The 21124-nt window shown below is 71.5% G+C and carries 20 protein-coding genes; 11 read left to right on the forward strand and 9 right to left on the reverse strand.

Annotated features, from left to right (window positions below):
* The 3 genes from PKD06_RS11275 to PKD06_RS11285 form a co-directional block, all read right to left on the reverse strand.
* Positions 1-3265, reverse strand: a 3265-nt coding sequence (locus PKD06_RS11275) for a helicase-related protein (RefSeq protein ID WP_324380275.1), incomplete at its 3' end; no start/stop codon positions are given.
* A 148-nt stretch (positions 3266-3413) separates the two neighbouring features.
* Positions 3414-4208, reverse strand: coding sequence for a DUF3108 domain-containing protein (locus PKD06_RS11280; protein ID WP_324380276.1), 795 nt, complete (start codon positions 4206-4208; stop codon positions 3414-3416).
* Between the two features lie 82 nt (positions 4209-4290).
* Positions 4291-4839 (reverse strand): alpha/beta hydrolase, encoded by a 549-nt coding sequence (locus PKD06_RS11285; protein ID WP_324380277.1) that lies wholly within the window; start codon positions 4837-4839, stop codon positions 4291-4293.
* Between the two features lie 89 nt (positions 4840-4928).
* Here PKD06_RS11285 and hemH point away from each other — a divergent pair, with 89 nt between their 5' ends.
* Positions 4929-5969: a ferrochelatase gene (gene hemH / locus PKD06_RS11290; protein WP_324380278.1), complete on the forward strand. Its 1041-nt coding sequence runs from the start codon at positions 4929-4931 to the stop codon at positions 5967-5969.
* Positions 5970-5986: 17 nt separating this feature from the next.
* On the opposite strand, the gene PKD06_RS11295 is transcribed toward hemH, so the two are convergent.
* A complete protein-coding gene (locus PKD06_RS11295) occupies positions 5987-6283 on the reverse strand; it encodes a DUF1127 domain-containing protein (RefSeq protein WP_324380279.1) in 297 nt (98 codons plus the stop codon).
* Positions 6284-6386: 103 nt separating this feature from the next.
* Between PKD06_RS11295 and PKD06_RS11300 the strand changes: the two genes are divergently transcribed.
* The 7 genes from PKD06_RS11300 to PKD06_RS11330 all read left to right on the forward strand — a co-directional run bounded on the left by PKD06_RS11300 (position 6387) and on the right by PKD06_RS11330 (position 14322).
* Positions 6387-7253, forward strand: coding sequence for a LysR family transcriptional regulator (locus tag PKD06_RS11300; RefSeq protein ID WP_324380280.1), 867 nt, complete (start codon positions 6387-6389; stop codon positions 7251-7253).
* Positions 7250-8179 (forward strand): oxygen-dependent coproporphyrinogen oxidase, encoded by a 930-nt coding sequence (hemF, locus tag PKD06_RS11305; protein ID WP_324380281.1) that lies wholly within the window; start codon positions 7250-7252, stop codon positions 8177-8179. Before PKD06_RS11300 ends, hemF begins: the two co-directional genes overlap by 4 nt.
* 113 nt (positions 8180-8292) lie before the next feature.
* On the forward strand, positions 8293-9771 hold the full coding sequence (locus tag PKD06_RS11310; protein ID WP_324380282.1) for a sigma-54 dependent transcriptional regulator: 1479 nt from the start codon (positions 8293-8295) through the stop codon (positions 9769-9771).
* Positions 9772-9966: 195 nt separating this feature from the next.
* Complete coding sequence (locus PKD06_RS11315; protein ID WP_324380283.1) at positions 9967-11601, forward strand: L,D-transpeptidase family protein; 1635 nt, start codon at positions 9967-9969, stop codon at positions 11599-11601.
* Positions 11602-11922: 321 nt separating this feature from the next.
* On the forward strand, positions 11923-13515 hold the full coding sequence (gene ggt, locus PKD06_RS11320) for a gamma-glutamyltransferase (protein ID WP_324380284.1): 1593 nt from the start codon (positions 11923-11925) through the stop codon (positions 13513-13515).
* Positions 13516-13658: 143 nt separating this feature from the next.
* Positions 13659-13892 carry a hypothetical protein gene (locus PKD06_RS11325; RefSeq protein ID WP_324380285.1) on the forward strand — a complete coding sequence of 78 codons (234 nt, stop codon included), beginning with the start codon at positions 13659-13661 and terminating at the stop codon, positions 13890-13892.
* A gap of 139 nt (positions 13893-14031) precedes the next feature.
* Positions 14032-14322, forward strand: coding sequence for a hypothetical protein (locus PKD06_RS11330; protein ID WP_324380286.1), 291 nt, complete (start codon positions 14032-14034; stop codon positions 14320-14322).
* Here PKD06_RS11330 and PKD06_RS11335 read toward each other — a convergent pair.
* The 3 genes from PKD06_RS11335 to PKD06_RS11345 form a co-directional block, all read right to left on the reverse strand.
* The gene (locus tag PKD06_RS11335) at positions 14310-15020 is read right to left on the reverse strand and encodes an NUDIX hydrolase (RefSeq protein WP_324380287.1); all 711 of its coding nucleotides are present in this window, start codon (positions 15018-15020) and stop codon (positions 14310-14312) included. The two genes, PKD06_RS11330 and PKD06_RS11335, sit on opposite strands and share 13 nt — an antisense overlap.
* On the reverse strand, positions 15017-15922 hold the full coding sequence (locus PKD06_RS11340) for a PhzF family phenazine biosynthesis protein (RefSeq protein WP_324380288.1): 906 nt from the start codon (positions 15920-15922) through the stop codon (positions 15017-15019). Before PKD06_RS11340 ends, PKD06_RS11335 begins: the two co-directional genes overlap by 4 nt.
* Positions 15923-16058: 136 nt before the next feature.
* Positions 16059-16463, reverse strand: coding sequence for a MarR family transcriptional regulator (locus PKD06_RS11345; RefSeq protein WP_324380289.1), 405 nt, complete (start codon positions 16461-16463; stop codon positions 16059-16061).
* A 109-nt stretch (positions 16464-16572) separates the two neighbouring features.
* Here PKD06_RS11345 and PKD06_RS11350 point away from each other — a divergent pair, with 109 nt between their 5' ends.
* Positions 16573-17448, forward strand: coding sequence for a helix-turn-helix domain-containing GNAT family N-acetyltransferase (locus PKD06_RS11350; protein ID WP_324380290.1), 876 nt, complete (start codon positions 16573-16575; stop codon positions 17446-17448).
* A gap of 15 nt (positions 17449-17463) precedes the next feature.
* Here the strand turns inward: PKD06_RS11350 and pdxY are convergent, their stop codons facing one another.
* The gene (gene pdxY, locus PKD06_RS11355; RefSeq protein ID WP_324380291.1) at positions 17464-18312 is read right to left on the reverse strand and encodes a pyridoxal kinase PdxY; all 849 of its coding nucleotides are present in this window, start codon (positions 18310-18312) and stop codon (positions 17464-17466) included.
* A gap of 54 nt (positions 18313-18366) precedes the next feature.
* Between pdxY and PKD06_RS11360 the strand changes: the two genes are divergently transcribed.
* The gene (locus PKD06_RS11360) at positions 18367-19152 is read left to right on the forward strand and encodes a DNA-binding protein (RefSeq protein ID WP_324380292.1); all 786 of its coding nucleotides are present in this window, start codon (positions 18367-18369) and stop codon (positions 19150-19152) included.
* A 67-nt stretch (positions 19153-19219) separates the two neighbouring features.
* Entirely contained in the window at positions 19220-19441 is a 222-nt protein-coding gene (locus tag PKD06_RS11365; protein WP_324380293.1) for a glycosyl hydrolase family 5, read from the forward strand.
* Between the two features lie 80 nt (positions 19442-19521).
* Here the strand turns inward: PKD06_RS11365 and PKD06_RS11370 are convergent, their stop codons facing one another.
* Positions 19522-21051, reverse strand: a complete 1530-nt coding sequence (locus PKD06_RS11370; RefSeq protein WP_324380294.1) for an efflux transporter outer membrane subunit — start codon at positions 21049-21051, stop codon at positions 19522-19524.
* Between the last annotated feature and the right edge of the window lie 73 nt (positions 21052-21124).

Consider the following 21124-nt stretch of genomic DNA (forward strand, 5'->3'; position numbering starts at 1 on the left):
CCTCGCCGCCCGGCGGGCGCTTGCCCCCGGAACCCCGGCCGAAGGCGCCGCCCGGTCCGCCCGATCCGCCGGGCCGGCCCGGCCCGCCTTGCGGCCGGAAGCCCGGCCGGCCGCCTTCGCGCCGCGGGCCGTCCTGGCCCGGCGCCCCGGCAGGCTGGCCCTGCCCCTCCTGCCCCTCCTGGCCCTTGCGGTCCCCGCGCGGGCGGTCGTTGCGGCGATGGTCACGGCCGCGCGGATGCTGCTCGCGCCGGAAGCGCTGGAGCCGCCAGATCTCGACGGTCGGGAGCGGAGCGGGTTCGGCCGGAGACTCGGCCTCAGGCTCGGCGGCCACGGGCTCCGCAGCGGCCTCGGTCCCCGTCTCGCCAGCAGGCGCGTCGGCTTCGGGTGCCGCCTCGGCGGAGACGGGCGCAGCCGCATCCTCATCCTCGCCGGCATCCGGCGCGGCTTCCGGCTCCTCGGGAGCAGGTTCCACCTCGGCGGCCGGCTCCTCTTCAGGGACCGACTCCTCTTCGGGGAATTCCTGGAAGGCTGCCGCCTCGGCAGCCGGCTCGCTTTCTTCCGCAAGAGCTTCGGGCTCCGCCTCGGCCAGGGTCTCGCGGCCCGCCTCGGCGGCATCCCCGGCGGGAGCCGGCTCCCCGGCGGCCTCGGCCAGCTCGGTCCCGCCAGTCTCCTCGGGCAGGGCCGCTTCGCCGCCCTCCTCGCCGACGGCCTCATGCGCCTCGGCTGCGGCGGCAGGCTCGGCCGTCTCGGCGGGGGCTGCGGGGGCCGGCTTCGTCCGGGCCGGGACGAGCGGCACGCTGATGGCCGGGCCTTGCCGCGCCTCCGCGACATAGCCGAGCGATTTCAGGATCTCCGCGAAGCCCTCGCCCGAGGTGCCCACCAGCGAGGTCATGGCGCCGGTCTGGACGAAGCCCTCGTCGTCGGCGGCGCCTGGGGGCGGATCGCCGGGCGTCGTGCCGGGACGGTAGGCGATGGCGGGGCGGATCAGGTCGGCGAGGCGCTCAAGGATGTCGACCCGGACGGCGCGGGTCGGAAAGGCGCGGAAGCCCGCCGCGAGATAGAGCCCCCGCGCGATCTCGGCCTCGACGGGGAAGGAGGTGCGGCCGGACCCCGCCAGATGCGCGATTTCGTCGATGCCGCGCTGGTCGAGCCCGCCATGGCGGAGCGCCCAGAGCTGGGCCGCGAGGATGCGCGGGCCGGGCTTCACCAGGGCCGGCATGTAGACGTGATAGGCCCCGAAGCGCACGCCCTTGGCGCGGAGCGCCGCGCGGCCGGGCTGGTCGAGGCTCTTCAGGTCGTGCGCCACCTTCGAGCGCTCGATGATGCCGAGCGATTCGGAGAGGCGGAAGGCGATGCCGCGGGCGAGGCCGGTGAGGTCGGCGGCGGTCTCCAGCTCCTGCGCGGCCCCGAGGAGGCGTACGATATGTGCCGCGATCCAGGCTTTCAGCCGAATCTCGACCTTCTCGCGGGCGGGGCCGGTGAGTTGCTCGTCGGCGAGGATGCGCAGATGCGGGCGATAGATATGGTCGCCCGGCTCGAGCTTCGCGACCGGATTGCCGGTCCAGCGGATGGTGCCGTCGTTCGAGAGCACGAGCGAGGTGTCGGGGGCCGAGGCGAAGCGCTCGGCCCGGCCCTCGATCTCGCCGGCGAGTGCCTGGGCGGCGGCGTTGCGCAGGGCGGCCTTGGCCTCCGTGCCTTCCGCCCCCGGGTCGGGCACGAAGGAGAAGCCGAGGAGCTGGCCGACATGCTGGCCCTCCACGGTGACCTCTCCCGAGGCGGTGATCTCGGCTTCCATACTGGCCTTCTCTCTCAGGCGCCGCATCAGGACGCTGGTGCGGCGGTCGACGAAGCGCGCCGCAAGCCGCTCGTGCAGGGCGTCGGAAAGGCTGTCCTCTATCCGACGTGTCAAGCCCTGCCAATGCTCGGGATCGGCGAGCCAGTCGGGACGGTTGGCCACGAAGGACCAGGTGCGCACATGGGCGAGGCGCTGCGAGAGCGTGTCGATGTCCCCGTCCGTGCGGTCCACCATGGCGAGATGGCGCGCGAACCAGTCGGCCGGCACGCGCCCCTCGCGCATCAGGAAGGCGAAGATGCCGCCGACCAGATCGGCATGGCCGGCGGGCGAGATGCGGCGGTAGTCGGGAAGCGCGCAGACCTCCCAGAGGCGCCGCACGGCCTCGGGGGTCGCGGCGAGGCGCCGCGGCTCCTCCTCGCGGGCGAGGATGACGAGCGCCGCCTCGTCGTCGGCGACGAGGGCGCGGGTCAGGCCGGGCTCCCCCGGCACCTCGGCGAGTGTCGCGAGGAGGCCGGACAGCGTGCGGGTGTCGAGGTCGCGGTTGCGCCATTGCAGGACGCGGAGCGGGTCGAAGCGATGGTTCTCGACCGCCTCGACCAGCTCGGGCTCGAAAGGCTCGCAGCGTCCCGTCGAGCCGAAGGTGCCGTCGCGCATGTGGCGTCCGGCGCGGCCCGCGATCTGCCCGATCTCGGCGGCGTTGAGGTCGCGGAACTGGAAGCCGTCGAATTTCTGGCGCGAGGCGAAGGCGACGTGGTGGACGTCGAGATTGAGCCCCATTCCGATGGCGTCGGTCGCGACGAGGTAGTCGACCTCGCCGGCCTCGAAGAGGGCGACCTGGGCGTTGCGCGTGCGCGGCGAGAGGGCGCCGAGCACCACGGCCGCGCCGCCGCGATGGCGCCGGATCAGCTCGGCGATCGCATAGACCTCCTCGGCCGAGAAGGCGACGATGGCCGAGCGCGGCGGCAGGCGCGAGATCTTCCGGTCGCCCGCGAAGGAGAGATTGGACAGGCGCGGGCGCGTGACGACGTGCACGCCCGGGATCAGCGCCTCCACCAGCGGCTTCACGGTGAGCGAGCCGATGAGCAGCGTCTCCTCGCGGCCCCTGTGGTTCAGGAGCCGGTCGGTGAAGACGTGGCCGCGGTCGAGATCGGCGGCGAGCTGGATCTCGTCCACCGCGACGAAGGCGACGTCGAGGTCGCGCGGCATCGCCTCGACGGTGGCGATCCAGTAGCGGGCCTTGTCGGGCTTGATCTTCTCTTCGCCGGTGACGAGCGCGACCTGATCGGCGCCGATCCGCTCGACGACGCGGGTGTAGACCTCGCGCGCGAGGAGCCGCAGCGGCAGGCCGATGATCCCCGAGGAATGGGCGACGAGCCGCTCGATGGCCAGATGCGTCTTGCCGGTATTGGTCGGCCCCAGCACGGCGGTCACGCCGCGGGCGCGCAGATGGGCGGGAAGCGATCTTTGCATCGGCGGCGGGAGTCCGGCGGGGAGGCCGAAGGGCAGGGCGGGTTTCCCGATATAGGACGCGCCGGCCGGTTTGGCACCTTCGGGGCCGGAACGGATGCCGAACCCTCGGTCTCCTTCCGCGAAAGGGGAGGGGATCGAAGCCGAGCGTCTATTTCGCGCCGCTGACCGACCAGTGCTGCGCCTCGACGACGCTGAGGCCGAGCATGGTCTGGACCGAGATGCGGATCGGCAGGAGCAGCCGCGTGCCCTCGACGGGAGCGAGCCAGGCGGACATCTCGCGGTTGTCGCGCATGAACTGCACCGAGGGGCGGTCCGTCCGGTGGCCGGCGACCGGCATGTAGCGGATGTGGCAGACGACGACGTTGCCGGTGAAGCCGGGCTTGCGCACGAGGCGCGTGCCGCCATAGCTCAGCTGAATGTCGAAGCGCTGCGTGCCGTCGAAGACGGGGATGGTGCGGCTGCAATTGGCTGGATCGTCGATCCGGCCGTTCTCCATGACACTGACGAGGCCGCTCAGGGGATCGGTGATGTGGCGGCGGTCGCCGTCCCCGAGCGGCACGACGGGATAGTTGCGCTCGAAGGGCGGGACGATCGAGATGCTGGTGACGTTGCCCCCGTTGACGCCCATCATGACCGTGCGCTGATGCGCGCCCGAGCGCGCATTCGCCGAGAACCCGTTCGAGACGACGTGCGAGGAGGTCACGACGCCCCGCGCCGCCGCCCCGCCCGTGCTGTTGCCGGAGAGGGCGCCGGCGATCCCGGTCAGCCTGCCGGTCAGCTTCATGTCGTAGCGCTGGTCGTCGAAGGTGCCGTCGAGGCCCGCATTGCCGAGGGAGAGGCCCGCGAGGGTAATGGCGTAGTCGACGCGCAAAGCCGCCGCCCGCGCCTCTGGCGGGAAGGCGAAGGCGGCGAGGGCCAGGAGGAGGCAGGGGATGGCACGCATGGTTAACCGAATGTGCCGAATCAGGTGAACGGAGTGTTTCCGTCGTCGCCCGGGGGCGAAATCGCCGCGCCCCCTCCCTGGTCTAAAGCCCCTTGAGGAAGCCCGCGAGGCGCATCAGCCCCTCCGGCCACGGGCCGTGGCCACTCTCCCCGTCGAGAGAGCCCGCTTCTCCCGCATCGACGAGCACCGAGCCCCAGGCCCCGGCAAGCTCTCCGGCACGCGCGAAGTCGCAGCGCGGATCGCTTCGGCTTGCGACGAGCAGCGAGGGGAAGGGCAGGGGACCCCGGGGCAGGGGCGAGAAGGCGCCGAGCGGACCTTCCATGTCCGGCCTCTCGACATCGACCGGCGCGACGAGGAAGGCGCCGCGCACGATGCCGGCAGGGAAGGAGGGGGTGGCGAGCACCGTGGCGACGGTGCCGAGGCCATGGGCCAGGATGACGGCCGGACGCGTTGCGGCGGCGACCGCGGCGGCGATCTCGCTTGTCCATTCCGCCGGATCGGGGGCGTGCCAGTCGCGCTGGCGGACATGGCGCGCCGTCGCCAGCCGCCCGCCCCAGCGCGATTGCCAATGCTCCGGGTCGGGCCCGCCGAGGCCGGGCACCAGGATGAGGTCGCTGTCGGAGGTGCGCATGGTCCCTCGTAGCGCGGTGCCGGGGGGGCGTCGATCCTGCGGCGCCCCCGCGCCTCGGCTTGCGGGCGCGAATGGCCTAAGGAGCCTTCATGACCACCTCTCCAGCCGCCGCTTCCCCGTCCGCCGCGCCCTCGGGCGAGGCTCCGTCCGGCCGCATCGGGGTGCTGCTGATGAATCTCGGCACGCCGGAGGCGACCGATTACTGGTCGATGCGGCGCTACCTGAAGGAGTTCCTGTCGGACCGGCGGGTCATCGAGACGCCCCGGCTGATCTGGTGGCCGATCCTCAACCTCGTCATCCTGACCAAGCGTCCGGGACCCAAGGGGAAGGACTACGCCTCCATCTGGAACAAGGCGCGCGACGAGAGCCCCCTCAAGACCATCACGCGCTCCCAGGCCGAGCTGCTCGGCCGGGCGCTCGCGGACGAGCGGATCGTCGTCGACTGGTCGATGCGCTACGGCCTGCCGCGGACGGCCGAGCGCATCCAGGCGCTGCTGGACCAGGGCTGCGACCGCATCCTCGCCGTGCCGCTCTATCCGCAATATGCCGCCGCGACCGTCGCCACGGCCTGCGACCAGGTCTTCGCCGCGCTCGCGAAGATGCGCCGGCAGCCGACCATCCGCATCGCCCCGCCCTGGCACGACGACCCGGTCTATATCCGGGCGGTCGAGGCCAGCATGCGCGCCTCGCTCGCCCGGCTCGCCTTCGAGCCCGAGGTGATCCTCGTCTCCTTCCACGGCGTGCCCTGCTCCTACGTGGAGAAGGGCGATCCCTATTACCGCCAGTGCGTGGAGACCCACCGCCTCCTGCGGGAGGCTTTCGGCTGGCCGGCCGAGCGCTTCCGCCTGACCTTCCAGTCCCGCTTCGGCAAGGAGGAATGGATCAAGCCCTATACGGACGAGACCGTGACCACCCTCGCCAAGGCGGGCGTGAAGAAGCTCGCCATTGTCGCTCCGGGCTTCACCGCCGACTGCCTCGAGACGCTGGAGGAGCTGGACGGCGAGAACCGCCATTACTTCGAGCAGAACGGCGGCGAGAGCTTCGCCTATTTGACCTGCCTCAATGACGGGCCCGAGGGCATGGCCGTAATTCGCCACGTCGTCGAGCGCGAGCTGGGCGGCTGGTCATAAGGGGATCGGCCCCCTGCTCAGAAGGGGGGGCCGATCTGCCGGACGGACCGTTCCGCTTCCGGCGAGGAGGCGAGGCGCTCCCCGCGGCCGAAGCGCACGGCGCCGTCGAGGCTGCCGCGGCTCAGCCCGAGATCGGCGAGAGCGCGGTCGTCGAGCGTCTCGAGCAGGCGCCTCTCGCGCCGGAGCCTGAGCTGCCGCCCGGCCGCGGCGAGGAAGGCGCGCAGGGCGTCGGCGATGCGGTTCCCGTGCGGGCGGGCCGTCATCCGTCGCGCGGAGCGCGTGAGGAGAGGGATGGCGCTTGCGGGATGGGACATCCGGGCCTCCACGGGTGGAACCATGTCCGCCGAGAGGTAGGTTCGGGTCTTGAATAAGGGAAACGAATTTATATGATGCATAGCATCACGAGGTGTGATCAGCATGCGTAACCTGGACACGGCCCTGATCCGGGCTTTCGTCGCCGTCGCGGAGACGGGCGGCATGACGAGCGCGGGCAACGTGCTCCGGCTCACCCAGGCCGCCGTGAGCCAGCAGATCAAGCGGCTGGAGGATGCTTTCGGCTGCGAATTGTTCAACCGGGGCCGGGGCGGACTGACCCTGACCGATGCCGGCGAGCGGCTGTTCGGGCGCGCGCGGCGCCTCCTCGCCCTCAACGACGAGATCTGGGGCGAGATGACGCGCAGCCCCTTCACGGGCGAGGTGAAGCTCGGGGTGCCCTACGATCTCGTGGGAGCCTATCTGCCGTCCGTCTTCCGGCGCTTCCGGCAGTCGCATCCGCAGGTCGAGGTCACGCTCGTCTGCCGCAACTCGGCCGATCTCGCCGCGGCGGCGAGCGCGGGCGAGGTCGATCTCGCGATCGTCGAGGCGTCCTGCCTCGCGCCGGGGGCGGAGTTCCTGATGACGGACCGGCTCGTCTGGGCGGGAGCCAGGGGCGGCGACGCCCATCGCCGCCGTCCGCTTCCGGTGGCGACCTCGGAGAGCTGCGCCTTCCGCCCCTTCATCTTCGAGGCCCTGCGGGCGGCCGACATTCCCTTCCGCGTGGTGACGGAGACGACGCATATCGACGCGGCGAGCCCGGCCATCCGCACGGATATCGCCGTCGCCGCGACGCTCGCGAGCGTCCTTCCCTCGGATGTCGCGCTGCTCGGACCGGAGGCGGGATTGCCGCACCTGCCCAATTCCCCCATCGCCCTGCATCTCCCCGCCACGGGGCCGACCCCCATTGCGGCGGAGCTGGCCCAGGCCGTGCGCGAATCCTTCAGCGTCCGCCCGAGGGCCGCCGCGTGAGCCGCCATCCCCTCGCCGGCCCGTTCTCGGAGAAGGCCGATGCGGCGGCCGTCGCGCGCCTTCGGCAGGAGGCGCAGCCCTGGTTCGCGCAACTCCAGGAGCGCATTTTCGCGGCCTTCGAGCGCCTGGAGGAGGAGGCCGCCGGCCCCTTCGCGCCGGAAGCGCGGGAGCCCGGCCGCTTCACGCGCACGCCCTGGGAGCGCACCGACCATACGGGCGCGCCGGGGGGCGGGGGGGTGATGGGCATCCTCAAGGGCCGCGTCTTCGAGAAGGCCGGGGTGCATGTCTCGACGGTGCATGGCGAGTTCGCGCCCGAGTTCCGGGCGCAGATCCCCGGCACCGAGGAGCATCCCGGCTTCTGGGCAGCGGGGATTTCCCTGATCGCCCATCCCTGGAACCCGCATGTTCCGACCGTCCACATGAACACGCGCCTCGTCGTGACGGCGAAGCCCTGGTTCGGAGGTGGAGCGGACCTGACGCCTGTCCTCGACCGGCGCCGGACGCAGGAGGATGCCGACAGCCTCGCCTTCCATGCCGCCATGCGCGAAGCCTGCGCCGGGCACCCGGATCGCCCCTATGACCGCTACAAGGCGTGGTGCGACGAATATTTCCACCTCAAGCCCCGGAACGGCCCGCGCGGCATCGGCGGGATCTTCTCCGATTATCTCTGGTCGGGCGATCCGCAGGCGGATTTCGCCTTCACCCGCCGCGTCGGCGAGGCGTTCCTGGACGTCTATCCGCGCATTGCGCGCGCCAATCTCGCGGCGCCCTGGACGGAGGCGGATCGGCACGAGCAGCAGGTCCGCCGCGGCCGCTACGCCGAGTTCAACCTTCTCTACGACCGCGGCACGATCTTCGGCTTGAAGACGGGCGGCAACGTCGCCTCCATCCTCTCGAGCCTCCCGCCCACCGTGCGCTGGCCATAGGGGCTTCGGGAGGACGGGGGCGGGCGCCCGGCCACGCCCGAAATCGCGCGGGTTAAGTCCAGGTTTACCCTTTGTGGCCGACGATCCGGGGCAATCCACTCCACCGGCATCGCATGTCGCAAACCATTCTCATCGTCGACGACGATCCCGTGCAGCGTCGCCTCCTGGAGGCGATGGTGCGCCGATTCGGCTACGAGGTCGTGCTCGCCGAGGACGGCGAGCGCGGGCTCGAGATCATGAAGTCCGGCGATCCGATCGCCTGCGCCGTGCTCGACCTCGTCATGCCCGGCCTCGACGGGTTCGGCCTGCTCGCCGCCATGCGGGAATCGGGCGTGGAGATCCCCGCCGTCGTGCAGACCTCGCACGGCTCGATCGAGACGGTCGTCAACGCGATGCGCGCGGGCGCGGTCGATTTCGTGGTCAAGCCGGTCGGGGCCGAGAGGCTCCAGGTCTCGCTCAAGAACGCGCTCCGCCTCGGCACGCTGGAGGACGAGGTGCGGCGGCTGCGCCGGCGCGCCGGCACCGCGCTCGGCTTCCGCGACCTCGCCTCGCGCAGCCCGGACATGGCCCGCGTCATCCGCCTCGCGGAGAGGGCGGCCAAATCCTCCATTCCGGTCCTGATCGAAGGCGAATCCGGCGTCGGCAAGGAGGTGCTGGCCCGTGCCATCCAGGGCTCGGGCGAGCGGCGCGGCAAGCCCTTCGTCACCGTCAATTGCGGCGCCATCCCCGAGAACCTCGTCGAATCGACCCTCTTCGGCCACGAGAAGGGAGCCTTCACCGGCGCGACCGAGAAACATGCCGGCAAGTTCGTGGAAGCCTCCGGCGGCACCCTCTTCCTCGACGAGATCGGCGAATTGCCGCAATCGGCCCAGGTGAAGCTGCTGCGCGCCCTCCAGGAAGGCGAGGTCGATCCCGTCGGCGGCAAGCGCCCGGTGCGCGTGGACATCCGGCTGATCTCGGCCACCAACCGCTCGCTCCTCGACATGGTGCGCGAGGGTAGGTTCCGCGAGGATCTCTATTACCGCCTGAACGTCTTCCCGATCACCCTGCCGCCGCTCCGCGCGCGCCGGCAGGACATTCCCGATCTCGCGCGCTCCTTCATGGCGCGCTTCGCGGCCGAGGAGGGCAAGCGCCTGACCGGCATCGCCCCCGAGGCGATGGGACTGCTCACGCGATATCCCTGGCCCGGCAACGTGCGCCAGCTCGAGAACGCCCTCTTCCGCGCCGTCGTGCTGGCGGACGGGGACGAGCTGACGCTCGCCGAGTTTCCCCAGATCGCCGGGCAGGTCGAGGGGTTCGAGGTGAGCATTCCTCCCGCGCCGAGCGTGCCCGCCGCCTTCGCCGCCGAGCCGATCCGCGAGATCCTCCGGGTGGAGGTGCGCGATCCGAACGCCACCTCGCTCGTCGCCGAATCGGGCGAGGTGAAGCGGCTCGAGGAACTGGAGGCGGAGATCATCCGCTTCGCGCTCTCCCATTACCGGGGCCATATGTCCGAGGTCTCCCGCCGCCTCGGCATCGGGCGCTCGACCCTCTACCGCAAGCTCAAGGAACTGGGCCTCGAAGACGGGGAGGGGGCCGAGCAGGCCGCCTGAAGGCCGCCTCGCGGGGAGCGAGGCCGTCATCCGCTGGAACATTTCGAATGTGCCGGGCCCGGTTCCTTGCCGGCGCCGGATTCAACTCGCACGTCTTCGGGCCTCTATTCATGAGGCCCGACGAAATGCCCGCACTGTTGCAAGAGGGTGATTGCGGGTTCTTCGGCGGCATCGGAAATTCCGCACAGGAATCGAATGGGGTTTGAGATGGGCGCGCGCCTCAAGGGCATGCGATGGTCGGGCGCGTGGATGGCCGGGGCGTTGCTGCTCGCGCTGCCGGCCATGGCCGCCGGGGACCAGCCTTCGCCGGCCGTGGCGATCGACGTCGATCCTCCTGCGCCGCTCGTGATCGATCCGCCCGTGCGGGAGACGATCCGCCTCGGCCGAGAGACGGCCGGGAGCCTGCCCGACAGGCTCGACCTGCCCGAGCCGCCCCAGGTGGTGGTCGAGGTGCCGCCGCCGGAGGCCCCCGCCGCGGCGCCGGCGAAGACGGCCGAGGCGGTCTCCGAGCCCCGTGCGGAATCGGCGGGGGATCGTCTGGCCGCCGCGATCCAGCGGCGCGTTGCCGACCCGGCCTTGCCGCTGCCGCCGAAATTCGGCGCGAACGAGCGCGAGGGCCTCTCCGCGGCCTATGCGGCCGAGCGGCACCGCGCGCTCTGGATCGAGGACGGGGCCTGGAACAAGGCCGCCGAATCGCTGATCGACCGGCTCGGCCGCGCCGACGAGGACGGGCTCGATCCGGGCGATTATCCGGTCCCCCGCCTCGCCGCGGGCGAGCCCGGCGCGGAGGATCTGGCCGAGGCCGAGCTGAAGCTCAGCGCGGCGGCCTATCTTTATGCGCGCGACGCGCGGGGCGGGCGGATCGATCCGCGCCGCATCGGCGGCCTCGTCACGCCCAGGCTCGACCTGCCGGGGGTGGAGCGCGTCCTGGCGACGCTCGCCGCGAGCGAGGATGCGGGCGCGGCGCTCGGGGGCTTCAATCCCGGCTATCCCGGCTACGCGGCCTTGCGCGAGAAGCTGGCCGAGCTGCGCGCGGCCCGCCCCCAGGGCGAGGCGCGGCGCGGACGAGCGGGCACGCGCCTCGCCTCGTCCGGCGAAGCGCGGGTCTCGTCCCGCTGGTCGCCGCGCCTGGAGGGCGACCTCATCGCCAATATGGAGCGGTGGCGCTGGCTCCCCTCCCGGGTCGGCGAGCGCTACATCCTCGTCAACATCCCCGAATTCCGCCTCCGTCTCATCGAGGACGGGCGGATGATCCACGAGGCGCGGGTGATCACCGGCTCGCCCTCGACGCCGACGCCCGTCTTCTCGCATGTGATGGAATATGCCATCGTCAACCCGTCCTGGTTCATTCCGCCCTCCATCTTGAGGAAGGACGTGCTGCCGGGCCTCGCGCGCGATCCGGGCTATGCAGCCCGGCGCGGCTACCAAGTGACCCAGCGGCGCGGCGTCACCAGCGTGCGGATGCCGCCGGGACCGCGCAACGCGCTCGGCTACATCAAGTTCATGTTCCCGAACGACCATGCGGTCTATCTGCACGACACGCCCAATCGCGGTCTGTTCGGCGGTTCCAGCCGGGCCCTGAGCCATGGCTGCGTGCGGCTCGAACATCCCTTCGCGCTGGGCGGCAAGATCCTCGGCCCGGCCTGGAGCGAGGCTCGCCTCAAGGGGCTGATCGGCCGCGGTGAGCGCACGATCATGCTGAGCGAGCCCCTGCCGATCCATCTCGCCTATTTCACCACGATGGTCGACGAGTACGGCGAGCTGCGGACCTTCGGCGACGTCTACGGCTATCACCGCCGCGTCCGCCTGGCGCTGGGACTGGGCGCCTGAAACAGAAAGGGCCGCCTCCGAAGAGGCGGCCCAAACCCGCCGATCGGCGCGATGAGCCCGGGGGGCTGGCAGGCTCGCGAAGCGCCGGTTGACGTTCGGACGGAAGTTCTTCCCGGAAAGCGGCGTCTGAAAGGCGGGGCGAGGGCGAAAACAAGGCGGCCGGATGGGCGGTTCGGCCCGCCGGGGAGCCCCTCTCCCCGCTTGCGGGGAGAAGCGGGGGGTGTTGCCCCCTCTATGCGATTGCCGCCGCACACACCGTTCTTGCTGGCCGGGCTTCCCGATCTCCGCTATCGCGGTGCCGTCCGGGATGGAGCTTGAGCGATGCGGGATTTCGAGAATGGCGGGCGGTCCCTGGCGGTGGCGCGCCACGGCATGGCGGCGACGTCCCATCCCGCTTCGACGCTCGCGGCGCTCGATATCCTGCGGGAAGGCGGCAATGCGCTCGATGCGGCCGTCGCGGCCTGCGCGGTCCAATGCGTGGTCGAGCCGGGCTCGACCGGAATCGGCGGCGATTGCTTCGTCCTGATGGCGCCGAAGGGCGGCACGCAGGTCCTCGCCTATAACGGCTCGGGGCGAGCCCCCGCGGCGGCGACCCCTGCATGGTTCGCCGAGAACGGCATCTCCTCGCTCCAGCGCCAGACGCCTCACGTCGTGACGGTACCGGGGGCGGTCGAGGCGTGGGAGCGGCTCCTCTCCGCCCACGGCACGATGGCCCTGGACAAGGTGCTCCGGCCCGCCATCCTCCATGCGCGGGACGGCTATGCGGTGGCCCCCCGGGCGCTGCGGGACTGGATCGCCCAGCGCGATCTCCTCGCGCGCAATCCCGCCGCCGCGGCCGTCTTCCTGCCGGGCGGAGAACCGCCGCGGATCGGCGACGTCCACCGCCAGCCCGAGCTGGCCGATACGCTGGAGGCCATCGCCGAGGGCGGCGCCCGCGCCTTCTACGAGGGCCGCATCGCGGAGGACATGGTGGCGAGCCTGCGGACGCTCGGCGGCCTCCATACGCTCGAGGATTTCGCGGCGGCGCGCGGCGAGTTCGTCGAGCCGATCCGCACCACCTTCCGCGGCCACGAGGTGTGGGAATGTCCCCCCAACGGCCAGGGCGTCATCGCGCTCCTGATCCTGAACATCCTCTCGCGCTTCCCCGGCCGGGGCGACCCGCTCTCGGTCGATCGCCTGCATGTCGAGGTCGAGGCGACGCGCCTCGCCTACGGCATCCGCAACGCCTTCCTCGCCGATCCCGCCCAGGCCGAAGTGCCGGTCGAGTGGCTGCTCTCGGATGAGCTGGCGGACGACCTCGCCGCCCGGATCGACACGTCGCGGGTCATCAAGCCCCTGCCGGCGCTCTCCCCCGGCGCCCATCGCGACACGGTCTATATCAGCGTCGTCGACAAGGACCGGAACGCGGTCTCCTTCATCAACTCGATCTTCCACAATTTCGGCGCGGGCATCATGAGCCGCAAGACGGGCGTGCTGTTCCACGCGCGCGGCGAGAGCTTTGTGCTCGATCCGAATCATCCCAACGCGATCGGGCCGGGCAAGCGCCCCCTCCACACCATCATTCCGGGCATGGTGACGAAGGGCGACCGCGCGATCATGCCCTTCGGCGTGATGGGAGGCCATTACCAGGCCATGGGCCATGCCCATTTCCTGTCCAAGGTCTTCGATTACGGCCTCGACGTGCAGAGCGCCATCGACCTGCCGCGCCTCTTCCCCCTGCCCGGAACGGACAGGGTCGAGATGGAGAAGCGCCTGCGCGACACGATCGGCCCGGAATTCGAGCGCCGCGGCTTCGGCGTGGCCGAGCCCGTCTCGGCCATCGGGGGAGGGCAGGCGATCATGATCGACTGGGAGAAGGGAACGCTCCAGGGCGGCTCCGATCCCCGCAAGGACGGCTGCGCGCTGGGATATTGATTTGCCGCCCATTCCGGACGCGGATCGGACGCCCAGGTCCTGTTTTTTGCGCAGAAAGGCCAAGCAAAACCCTTGCCTCTCCTCGCAAATCAGGCGATTTTCCTCCCAACGGACCGTCGAACAAGGTCCAGGTGGGGAATGGGATGCAGCTCGACACGGTCGCGGGGACTTTGGGACATCTCGACACGGCGGATGCGGTCGTCGCGGCGACCGCCTATCGCGAGGCCCTGTCGATCATGTGCTTGTGGGATGCTTCGCGGCTGCCGGCGCCGGAGATTCGCCGCTCGATGTTCGTGGCCATGATGGCCGCCGCCGAGCGGAACGGGTTCAATCGCGACACGCTGACCATCGCCGCGCTGGCCGGCAGCGGCGGATAGGGCGCGGCCGCGATCCAGGAGCGTCTCTGGCGCGGGGCGCGATCGGGTGAGGCTCGCCCTGAGGAGCGCAATCGAAGATTGACCTTCGGGACGATTGCGGCGAGAGAAGCCGCATCTTCCCACAATAGAGCGCCTTCCGATGAAACGGGCCGCCGTTCCGCTGTTCTGTCTCGTATTGTCCCCCCTTGCCGGCTGCGCATCCACCCAGCAGGCGGCCCCTCCGCAGGCGGGCCCGCCCTGCGGGCCGCTGATCGCCGAGTTCCAGGATCAGCTCCGGCAGGATGTCGAATCGGGCCGGATGGCGCGGGACGTCTATGGCCGCGCCAGCGCCGATACGCGCCAGGCCGCCGATGCCTGTGCGGCAGGCCGCGAGGTCCAGGCGCGCTCGATCCTGATCGCGACCAAGCGCAATTACGGCTATTCGATCTGACCGGCCCAGGCGGCCGTAAGAAAGGTCGTCAGGAAAGCGGGCATCCTCGCCGGGTCGAGATCGGCCGGCGAGGAGACGATCTCGACATCCGCCAGCTCGGGCTGCGCCTGCGCGGCGAGAAAGCGCCGGATGCGCCCGCAGGCGACCTCCGCCGGCCAGGGGAGGCGCACGAGGCGCATGAAGGCCACACGGCCCTCCTCCTCGACGATCGTCCAGCGCGGCGCGACCGTCCAGTCGGACGCGCCGAGACCGGTTTCCTCCGTGATCTCGCGCAGGAGACTGCCCGCGAGATCGACCGCGCCGCAGGGCGCGACATCGGCGAGGTCCGGGGTGCCGGCGGGAAAATAGAGCTGGCCGGCATTGGCCGTGTGCGCGCCCATGCGGCCGAGGATGAAGCGGCCGTCGGCGCCGCAAAGCGCGCCCATGGCGAAGCCGTTCCGCACGGGACCGCCCGGACAGCCGGAATCGAGCCAGGCGGTCATGGCGGCGTAGCCGGTCTCGAAGAAGCGGGCCTCGCAGCGATCCCCCGCGGCTTCCATCCCGGCGAGCATCAGCACGCGGCCGTCGAAAATGGCCGGCCGCTCGGCCTTGCGGCGGGCCCAGCGGGCGGCGACGGCCGCCGCGTTCTCCTCCGCCCACGCCCAGCGATGCGGATCGAGGCGGGCGGCCACCTCCGCGACGCGGCGGATGGCGCTCACAGCGTGAGCCGGCCTTCGGCCACGACGAGCGCCGTGCCTCCGATCTCCGCCGCGACGAGGGCGCCGTGGCGCAGCGTCATGCTCAGCTCGATCAGGCTCGGGCGCCCCATCTCGAAACCCTGCTCGATCACGAAGGCATGCTCGCCGTCTCCGAGCGGCTCGCATTGCATCAGGGCGCCGGCAAAGGCCGCGACCGCCGAGCCCGTGGCCGGATCCTCGCCGATGCCGAGCCCCTGGCCGAACATGCGGGCGTGGAAATGCCGGCCCTCTCCCACGGTCTCGCGCGTATAGACGAAGGCGGCGGCGCGGCGTCCGTTTCCGCCGAAGGCTTTCTCGAACGCCTCGTGGCGCGGGCTCGCCCGCGTCACCGCCTCGCGCGAGGCGAGGGGAACGAAGCAGAACGGGACTCCGGCCGAATGGCGGCTCGTCACGTGGCGGGCGAAGCCGATCTCGGACGGGGCGAGGCCGAGCGCCCAGGCGGTGGCGATCTCGTCCGGCGCATCGCCGTCGAAGGTGGGAAGCTTCGGCAGCCGGAAGCGGGCATGGCCCGCCCGTTCGCCCCGGATCTCCACCACGCAGGGCACGATGCCGATCTCCTCCTCGAGGCCGAAGGCGAGGGCGTCGGCGGCGCTGCCCGATTCGAGGGCCAGCAGGATTGCGGTGCCGATCGTCGGATGGCCGGCGAAGGGAAGCTCGCGCGCCGGCGTGAAGATGCGCAGGCGCGCCCGGTGCCGCGGCTCGCGGGAAGGCAGCACGAAGACCGTCTCGGAGAGGTTGAACTCGCGGGCGATCGCCTGCATCCGCGCCTCGTCCAGGCCCTCGGCCTCGAGCACCACGGCGAGCGGATTGCCCGTGAGGGCCTCGTCGGTGAAGACGTCGAGGATGGCGTAGCGGCGATGCATGGGGATTCCGGTGGTTCGGCGTCCCGCTTAATGCGGTTGGCGGGCGGAAGGAATGCCCGCGGCGGGGCGGCTGCGTTCGGGGCGCGTGCGGGCCTCCTCCTTGCGGAGGACGGTGGAGAGGGCGCCCGCGGGCGCCTCAGGCCTGGAGCTGGCGCGTGAGCAGGGCGATGGTCGAGGGCGAGATGCGGCGGGCGATTTCCGATTGGGCCGCGTCCCAATAGGGCAGCGCCGCGGCGACGGCCTCGTCCCCGTCCGGGGTGAGCTGGGCCAGGCGCTCGCGCTGGTCGCTCTTGCCGATCTCGATTCGCACGAGGCCCATCCGCTCGAGCGGGTCGAGGTTGCGGCCCATGGTCGAGCGGTCGAGGCCTGCCTCGGCGGCGAGGCGTGTCACGCTCAGCGGCCCGAGCTGGCGCAGCGTGCGCAGGATGGCGAGCTGCGTCACCCGCAATCCGGTCGGCTTCAAGGTCTCGTCATAGGCGAGGGTCGCCAGGCGCGCGAGGCGGCGGAGAGTCGTGCAGGTGCACGGGATTTCAGAAGCCATGGCAAATGCCCGCAACGAGTGCGCGCCATGACAGTACAATCGGCCGGCGGCGCCTTTCAAGCGGCTCGCGCATGGGTTACGACATCATATATTTGACTTGAGTCAGGCAATGAGTGTCGAGCAGGTTCGCCGCTTCAACCGCGCCGTCTCCCGGCGGATCGGCGCTCTGTCGGACAGCTATCTCTCCCGAGGGCGGCCGCTGGGGGAGGCCCGCATCCTGTTCGAGCTGGGCGAGGAGGGGCTCGACCTCGCCCAGCTCCGCGCCCGCACGGGGCTCGATCCGGGCTATCTCAGCCGCCTCCTGAGGTCTCTCGAGCGCCAGGGCCTCGCCGAGCTGCGCGAGGACGGGGCGGATCGCCGCCGCCGCCATGTGGCGCCGACGCCGCGGGGGCGCGAGGAGCAGGCGGCCTATGACCGTCTCTCGGACGATCTCGCCCGCTCGATGCTCGCTTCCCTGCGCGAGGAGGATCAGGCGCGGCTCGTCGAAGCCATGGCGGTGGTCGAGCGGCTGCTCCGCGCGGGCGATGTCGAATTGCGGATCGAGCCGCCGGGCAGCCGCGACGCGCGGGCCTGCCGCACGGCCTATTTCGAGGAGCTTGCGCGCCGCTTCGAAGAGGGTTTCGACCCGGCTGCTGGCAAGACCGCGCAGGATGAGGGTATGCGCCCGCCCTTGGGCGCCTTCATCGTCGCCCGTCTCGACGGCGAGCCGGTCGGCTGCGGCGGCTTCACTCGCCTCGACCGCGAGACGGCCGAGTTCAAGCGGATGTGGACATCTCCCCGCGCGAGGGGACTCGGCATCGCCAGGCGCGTCCTCTGCGAGCTGGAGCGCCTCGCGGCGGGGGCCGGCCTGCGGGTGATCCGGCTGGACACCAACCGGGCCCTGGTGGAGGCCCAAGCCTTCTATCGGCGCGAGGGCTACCGGGAGATCCCTCGCTATAACGACAATCCCTATGCGCATCTGTGGTTCGAGAAGCGCCTGGGCTGACGAGGAGGCGTCCCCTTATGCCGGCTCGGCCGTGAAGGTCCGGCTCGGCGCGACGAACTCGTCCTGGGCCGCGACGGTCAGGATTTCGCGCGAGCCGGCCTCGCGCGTGCGGCGCAGGAGGCCATAGATCGAGGAGGTCGCGCGCTCGAGCGCCGCGCGGGTCGAGCGCGATTCGAGCCGGTGGACGAGGAAGAGCGCGGCAATGGCGTCTCCCGCCCCGTTCACGTCGAGATCGAGGCGCGGCGTGCGCAGGCGCCAGATGCCCTCCGCATCCGCCGCGGCGAGGTCGACGCTGCCCTCGGGCGTCTCCTCGGTCAGGAGCGAGGTCGCCAGCACGACCTCGGGGCCGAGGCCGCGGAGCGCGGCCATGGCGGCCTTGGCATCGGCGAACGAGGCGATCTCGCGGCCCGTGAGATGGGACAGCTCGAACTGGTTGGGCGTGACGATGTCCGCGGCCGGCACCGCGCGCTCGCGCAGGAAGTCCGGGATGCCCGGCCGCACGAAGACGCCTCGCCCGACATCGCCGATGACCGGGTCGCAGCACCAGACCGCCCTCGGGTTGGCGGCGCGCACCCGCGCGGCGGCGGAGAGGATCGCCTCGCCGATCCCGGCCGAGCCCATATAGCCTGACAGGATCCCGTCGCAGCGCGGCAGGACGCCCCGCGCCGCGATTCCCTCCACCAGTTCCTCGATCGCCTGCCCGTCGAGGACGCGGCCTGTCCAGGCGCCGTAGCCCGTATGGTTCGAGAACTGCACCGTATGGATCGGCCAGACCTCGTGCCCGAGCCGCTGGAGCGGAAAGGCCGCCGAATCGTTGCCCACATGGCCGTAGACGACGTGGCTCTGGATCGACAGGATGTTCACGCGCGGGCTCCGGGCTCCCCGGCCGGGGCTTATCCCATCGGATTTCTCTCCGCCATGCGGGCAGGCATCGTCCTCGCTCTCCTTCTTGCGGCCCTTCCCGCCCTGGCGCAGGGCAGGGCGGGGCGCTGCGAGGGAGAAGCGTGGGAGGATCGCCTGCTGCGGGTCACGCCGCTGGGCGATCTCGCGACCGCCTCGGGCAGCCTGCTCCGGCTCGCCGATCTCCGGCTCGGGGAGGATGCGGCCGCGATCCTCGCCGCCTTCGAGGGGGAGGCGATCGCGGTCGGCGCCGCGGGCGCCCCCGACCGCTGGGGACGCCGGGCGGCGCGCGTCCTGCTCGCGCAGGACGGCACGGATCTCGCGATTCTCCTGCTGCGCGAGGGCCTTGCCCTCGTCGATACGGGCGAGGCCCCATCCCTCTGCCGGCCGGCCCTCCTTGCCGAGGAAGTACAGGCGCGCGGGAAGAGGGAGGGCGTCTGGGCCGGGATCCTCCTCCCGGCCGGCGATGCGGCGGCGATCGCGGACCGTGCGGGAAGCTTCGCCGTCGTCGAGGGCGTCGTGTCGAGCGTGGGCGAGCGCGCCCGGCGGACCTATCTGAATTTCGGCCCCGACTTCCGGCGCGATTTCGCGGTGTCGATTCCGCGCCGGAACTGGGAGGAGATGAAGCGGGCCGGCCTCTCCGCCGATTTGAAGGGGCGCCGCATCCGGGTGCGCGGCCTCGTCGAAATGCGCAGGGCGCCGGCCATGGAGATCACGAGCGCCGACATGATCGAGCGGCTCGGCATGGGCGACCCTCGTCCGTCGGAAAAGGACGGAGAGCCGCAGGGGGAGGCAGGACCATGAGAATGCCCGATTTGCCGCCCCAACTCGCCGGGCGTCGCGACGATCGGCGCAGTTCGGGAGGAGCCGGATGAAACGTGCATTGATTGCCATGGCCGTGGCGGGCCTCACCTATGCGGCCATTCCGACCGCCGCCGAGGCGAGCCCGCTCATGCCGCAGCAGGGCCTCGTCCTCGGCCAGAACCTCGCCAGCAACGTCGCCTGGCACCGCCGCTGCTGGCGCGATCGCTGGGGCCGCATGCGTTGCCGCACCTGCCGGCGCGACCGCTGGGGCCGCATGATCTGCCGCTGAGCGCAACGAGCCGGATTCGTTCCACGGCGGCCTTCGGGCCGCCGTTCGCGTTTCGGGGCCGCGCCGCTCCGGGATGTCTCTCAGAGTCCCAGCGGCGGAATGGTCTGGAGAATGCTTGCCGGGACCGCGTCTTCCTTCGGGGTGACGTCGACCCGGTTCCACCAGCCGCCGCCGAGGGCCTGGAAGAGCTGCACGGTGTCGGAGAGCTGGGCCGCCTGGGCCTGGACGTCGTTGAGCAGGGCCTGGAGATAATATTGCTGGGCGATGAGCAGCGTCGCCGGCGGGACGGCGCCGCTGCGAAGCTGGACGCGCGTCAGCTCGACGCTCTTGCGCGCCGCCGCCACGGCCGAGTGTGCGGCGGCGCTCGCCCGCGCATCGGCCTGGACCGCCCGGAGCGCGTCCGCGACGTTCTGCAAGGCCGCGATCACCGTTGCGCGGTATTGCGCGTCGGCCTGATGGAACGCCTCCTCCGCGACGCGCTGCTTGCGGAACAGGTTGCCGGCATCGAAGATCGGCTGCGTCGCGGCCGCCGCGAGCGTGTAGAACTGCGTGCCGGGCGCGCCGAGCGCGGCGATGCGCGTCGCGCTGAGCCCCGCATCGGCGGACAGGGTGAGCTGTGGGAAGCGGTTGGCGATGGCGACGCCGATCCCGGCCGAGGCGGCGTGGAGCGAGGCTTCGGCCGCGCGCACGTCGGGGCGCTGGCGCACGAGATTCGCCGGCAGCGAGACCGGCAGCGTCGTCGGCAGCCGCAGGCTCGAGAGGGTGAAGCCCTGCCGCACGCCCTCCGCCGGGAAGCGCCCGGCCAGGGCCGCGAGGAGATTGCGGTTCTGCGCGAGCTGCTTTTCGAGCGGGGGCAGGAGCTGCTGGGACTGGGCGAGGGCCGCTTCCTGCTGGGCGACGTCGGCCCCGCTCCCCTGGCCCATGTTCTGCTGCGTGCGATAGGTCTCCAGGATCTCGCCCTGGAGGCGGATCACCTCCCGCACCGAGGCGATCTGGCCTCGGAGCGAAGCTTCCTGGATCGCCGCGCCGATCACATTGCCGATGAGGGCCAGATAGGCCGCTTCGAGCTGGAACCTCTGGTTTTCCGCTTCCGCCCCGAGCGCCTCGACCTGCCGCCGGCCCCCGCCCCACAGGTCGGGCGTGAAGGTGGCTCCGAGCTGGGGCGTATAGAGGTTGTAGGTGTAGCTGTTGCTGTTCGCGAGCGGGGTCGAGAGATCGCTCGTGATCCGCTGGCGGGTCGCCTGGCCGCCGAGCCCGATCTGCGGGAACAGGGTGGCGCGCTGCGCCTCGACCGCCTCCCGCGCCCCCCGCAAGGTGGCCTGGGCCGCCTCGATGCTGGGATTGGCGGCGAGACATGCCTCCACCAGGAGGTTGAGATCGCGCGAACCGTAGAGCCGCCACCACCGCCCGGGCACGTCCCGCCCGACCGCGAAACGCTGGCGGGCGCCCTGCGGATGGCCCAGCGCCTCGGGCGTATAGCCCGAGGTCGGCGGGGCGGGGGGCGGGGAGAAATCGGGGCCGAGCGTGCAGCCGCCCAAGGCCGAGGCGAGGACGAACGGCAGCGCGCGGGATCGCAGGCGGCGGGCGCCGCGGGGGCGCAGAGAGGTCATGCGCGAGGCCCTCCTCCTCGGGACGGTGCGAGGCTCGCGCCGTCGGGCCGCTCGGGACCGCTCGCGACGAACT

The sequence above is a fragment of the Enterovirga sp. genome, from assembly GCF_035325185.1.
Classification (GTDB): Bacteria; Pseudomonadota; Alphaproteobacteria; order Rhizobiales; family Beijerinckiaceae; genus Enterovirga.

Excerpts from the sequence above, each read along its gene's own strand:
- PKD06_RS11280 (WP_324380276.1), bottom strand. The coding sequence starts at position 4,208 with ATGCGTGCCATCCCCTGCCTCCTCCTGGCCCTCGCCGCCTTCGCCTTC.
- PKD06_RS11285 (WP_324380277.1), bottom strand. The coding sequence starts at position 4,839 with ATGCGCACCTCCGACAGCGACCTCATCCTGGTGCCCGGCCTCGGCGGG.
- hemH (WP_324380278.1), top strand. The coding sequence starts at position 4,929 with ATGACCACCTCTCCAGCCGCCGCTTCCCCGTCCGCCGCGCCCTCGGGC.
- PKD06_RS11295 (WP_324380279.1), bottom strand. The coding sequence starts at position 6,283 with ATGTCCCATCCCGCAAGCGCCATCCCTCTCCTCACGCGCTCCGCGCGA.
- PKD06_RS11300 (WP_324380280.1), top strand. The coding sequence starts at position 6,387 with ATGCGTAACCTGGACACGGCCCTGATCCGGGCTTTCGTCGCCGTCGCG.
- PKD06_RS11310 (WP_324380282.1), top strand. The coding sequence starts at position 8,293 with ATGTCGCAAACCATTCTCATCGTCGACGACGATCCCGTGCAGCGTCGC.
- PKD06_RS11315 (WP_324380283.1), top strand. The coding sequence starts at position 9,967 with ATGGGGTTTGAGATGGGCGCGCGCCTCAAGGGCATGCGATGGTCGGGC.
- ggt (WP_324380284.1), top strand. The coding sequence starts at position 11,923 with ATGCGGGATTTCGAGAATGGCGGGCGGTCCCTGGCGGTGGCGCGCCAC.
- PKD06_RS11325 (WP_324380285.1), top strand. The coding sequence starts at position 13,659 with ATGCAGCTCGACACGGTCGCGGGGACTTTGGGACATCTCGACACGGCG.
- PKD06_RS11330 (WP_324380286.1), top strand. The coding sequence starts at position 14,032 with ATGAAACGGGCCGCCGTTCCGCTGTTCTGTCTCGTATTGTCCCCCCTT.
- PKD06_RS11340 (WP_324380288.1), bottom strand. The coding sequence starts at position 15,922 with ATGCATCGCCGCTACGCCATCCTCGACGTCTTCACCGACGAGGCCCTC.
- PKD06_RS11345 (WP_324380289.1), bottom strand. The coding sequence starts at position 16,463 with ATGGCTTCTGAAATCCCGTGCACCTGCACGACTCTCCGCCGCCTCGCG.
- PKD06_RS11350 (WP_324380290.1), top strand. The coding sequence starts at position 16,573 with ATGAGTGTCGAGCAGGTTCGCCGCTTCAACCGCGCCGTCTCCCGGCGG.
- PKD06_RS11360 (WP_324380292.1), top strand. The coding sequence starts at position 18,367 with ATGCGGGCAGGCATCGTCCTCGCTCTCCTTCTTGCGGCCCTTCCCGCC.
- PKD06_RS11365 (WP_324380293.1), top strand. The coding sequence starts at position 19,220 with ATGAAACGTGCATTGATTGCCATGGCCGTGGCGGGCCTCACCTATGCG.
- PKD06_RS11370 (WP_324380294.1), bottom strand. The coding sequence starts at position 21,051 with ATGACCTCTCTGCGCCCCCGCGGCGCCCGCCGCCTGCGATCCCGCGCG.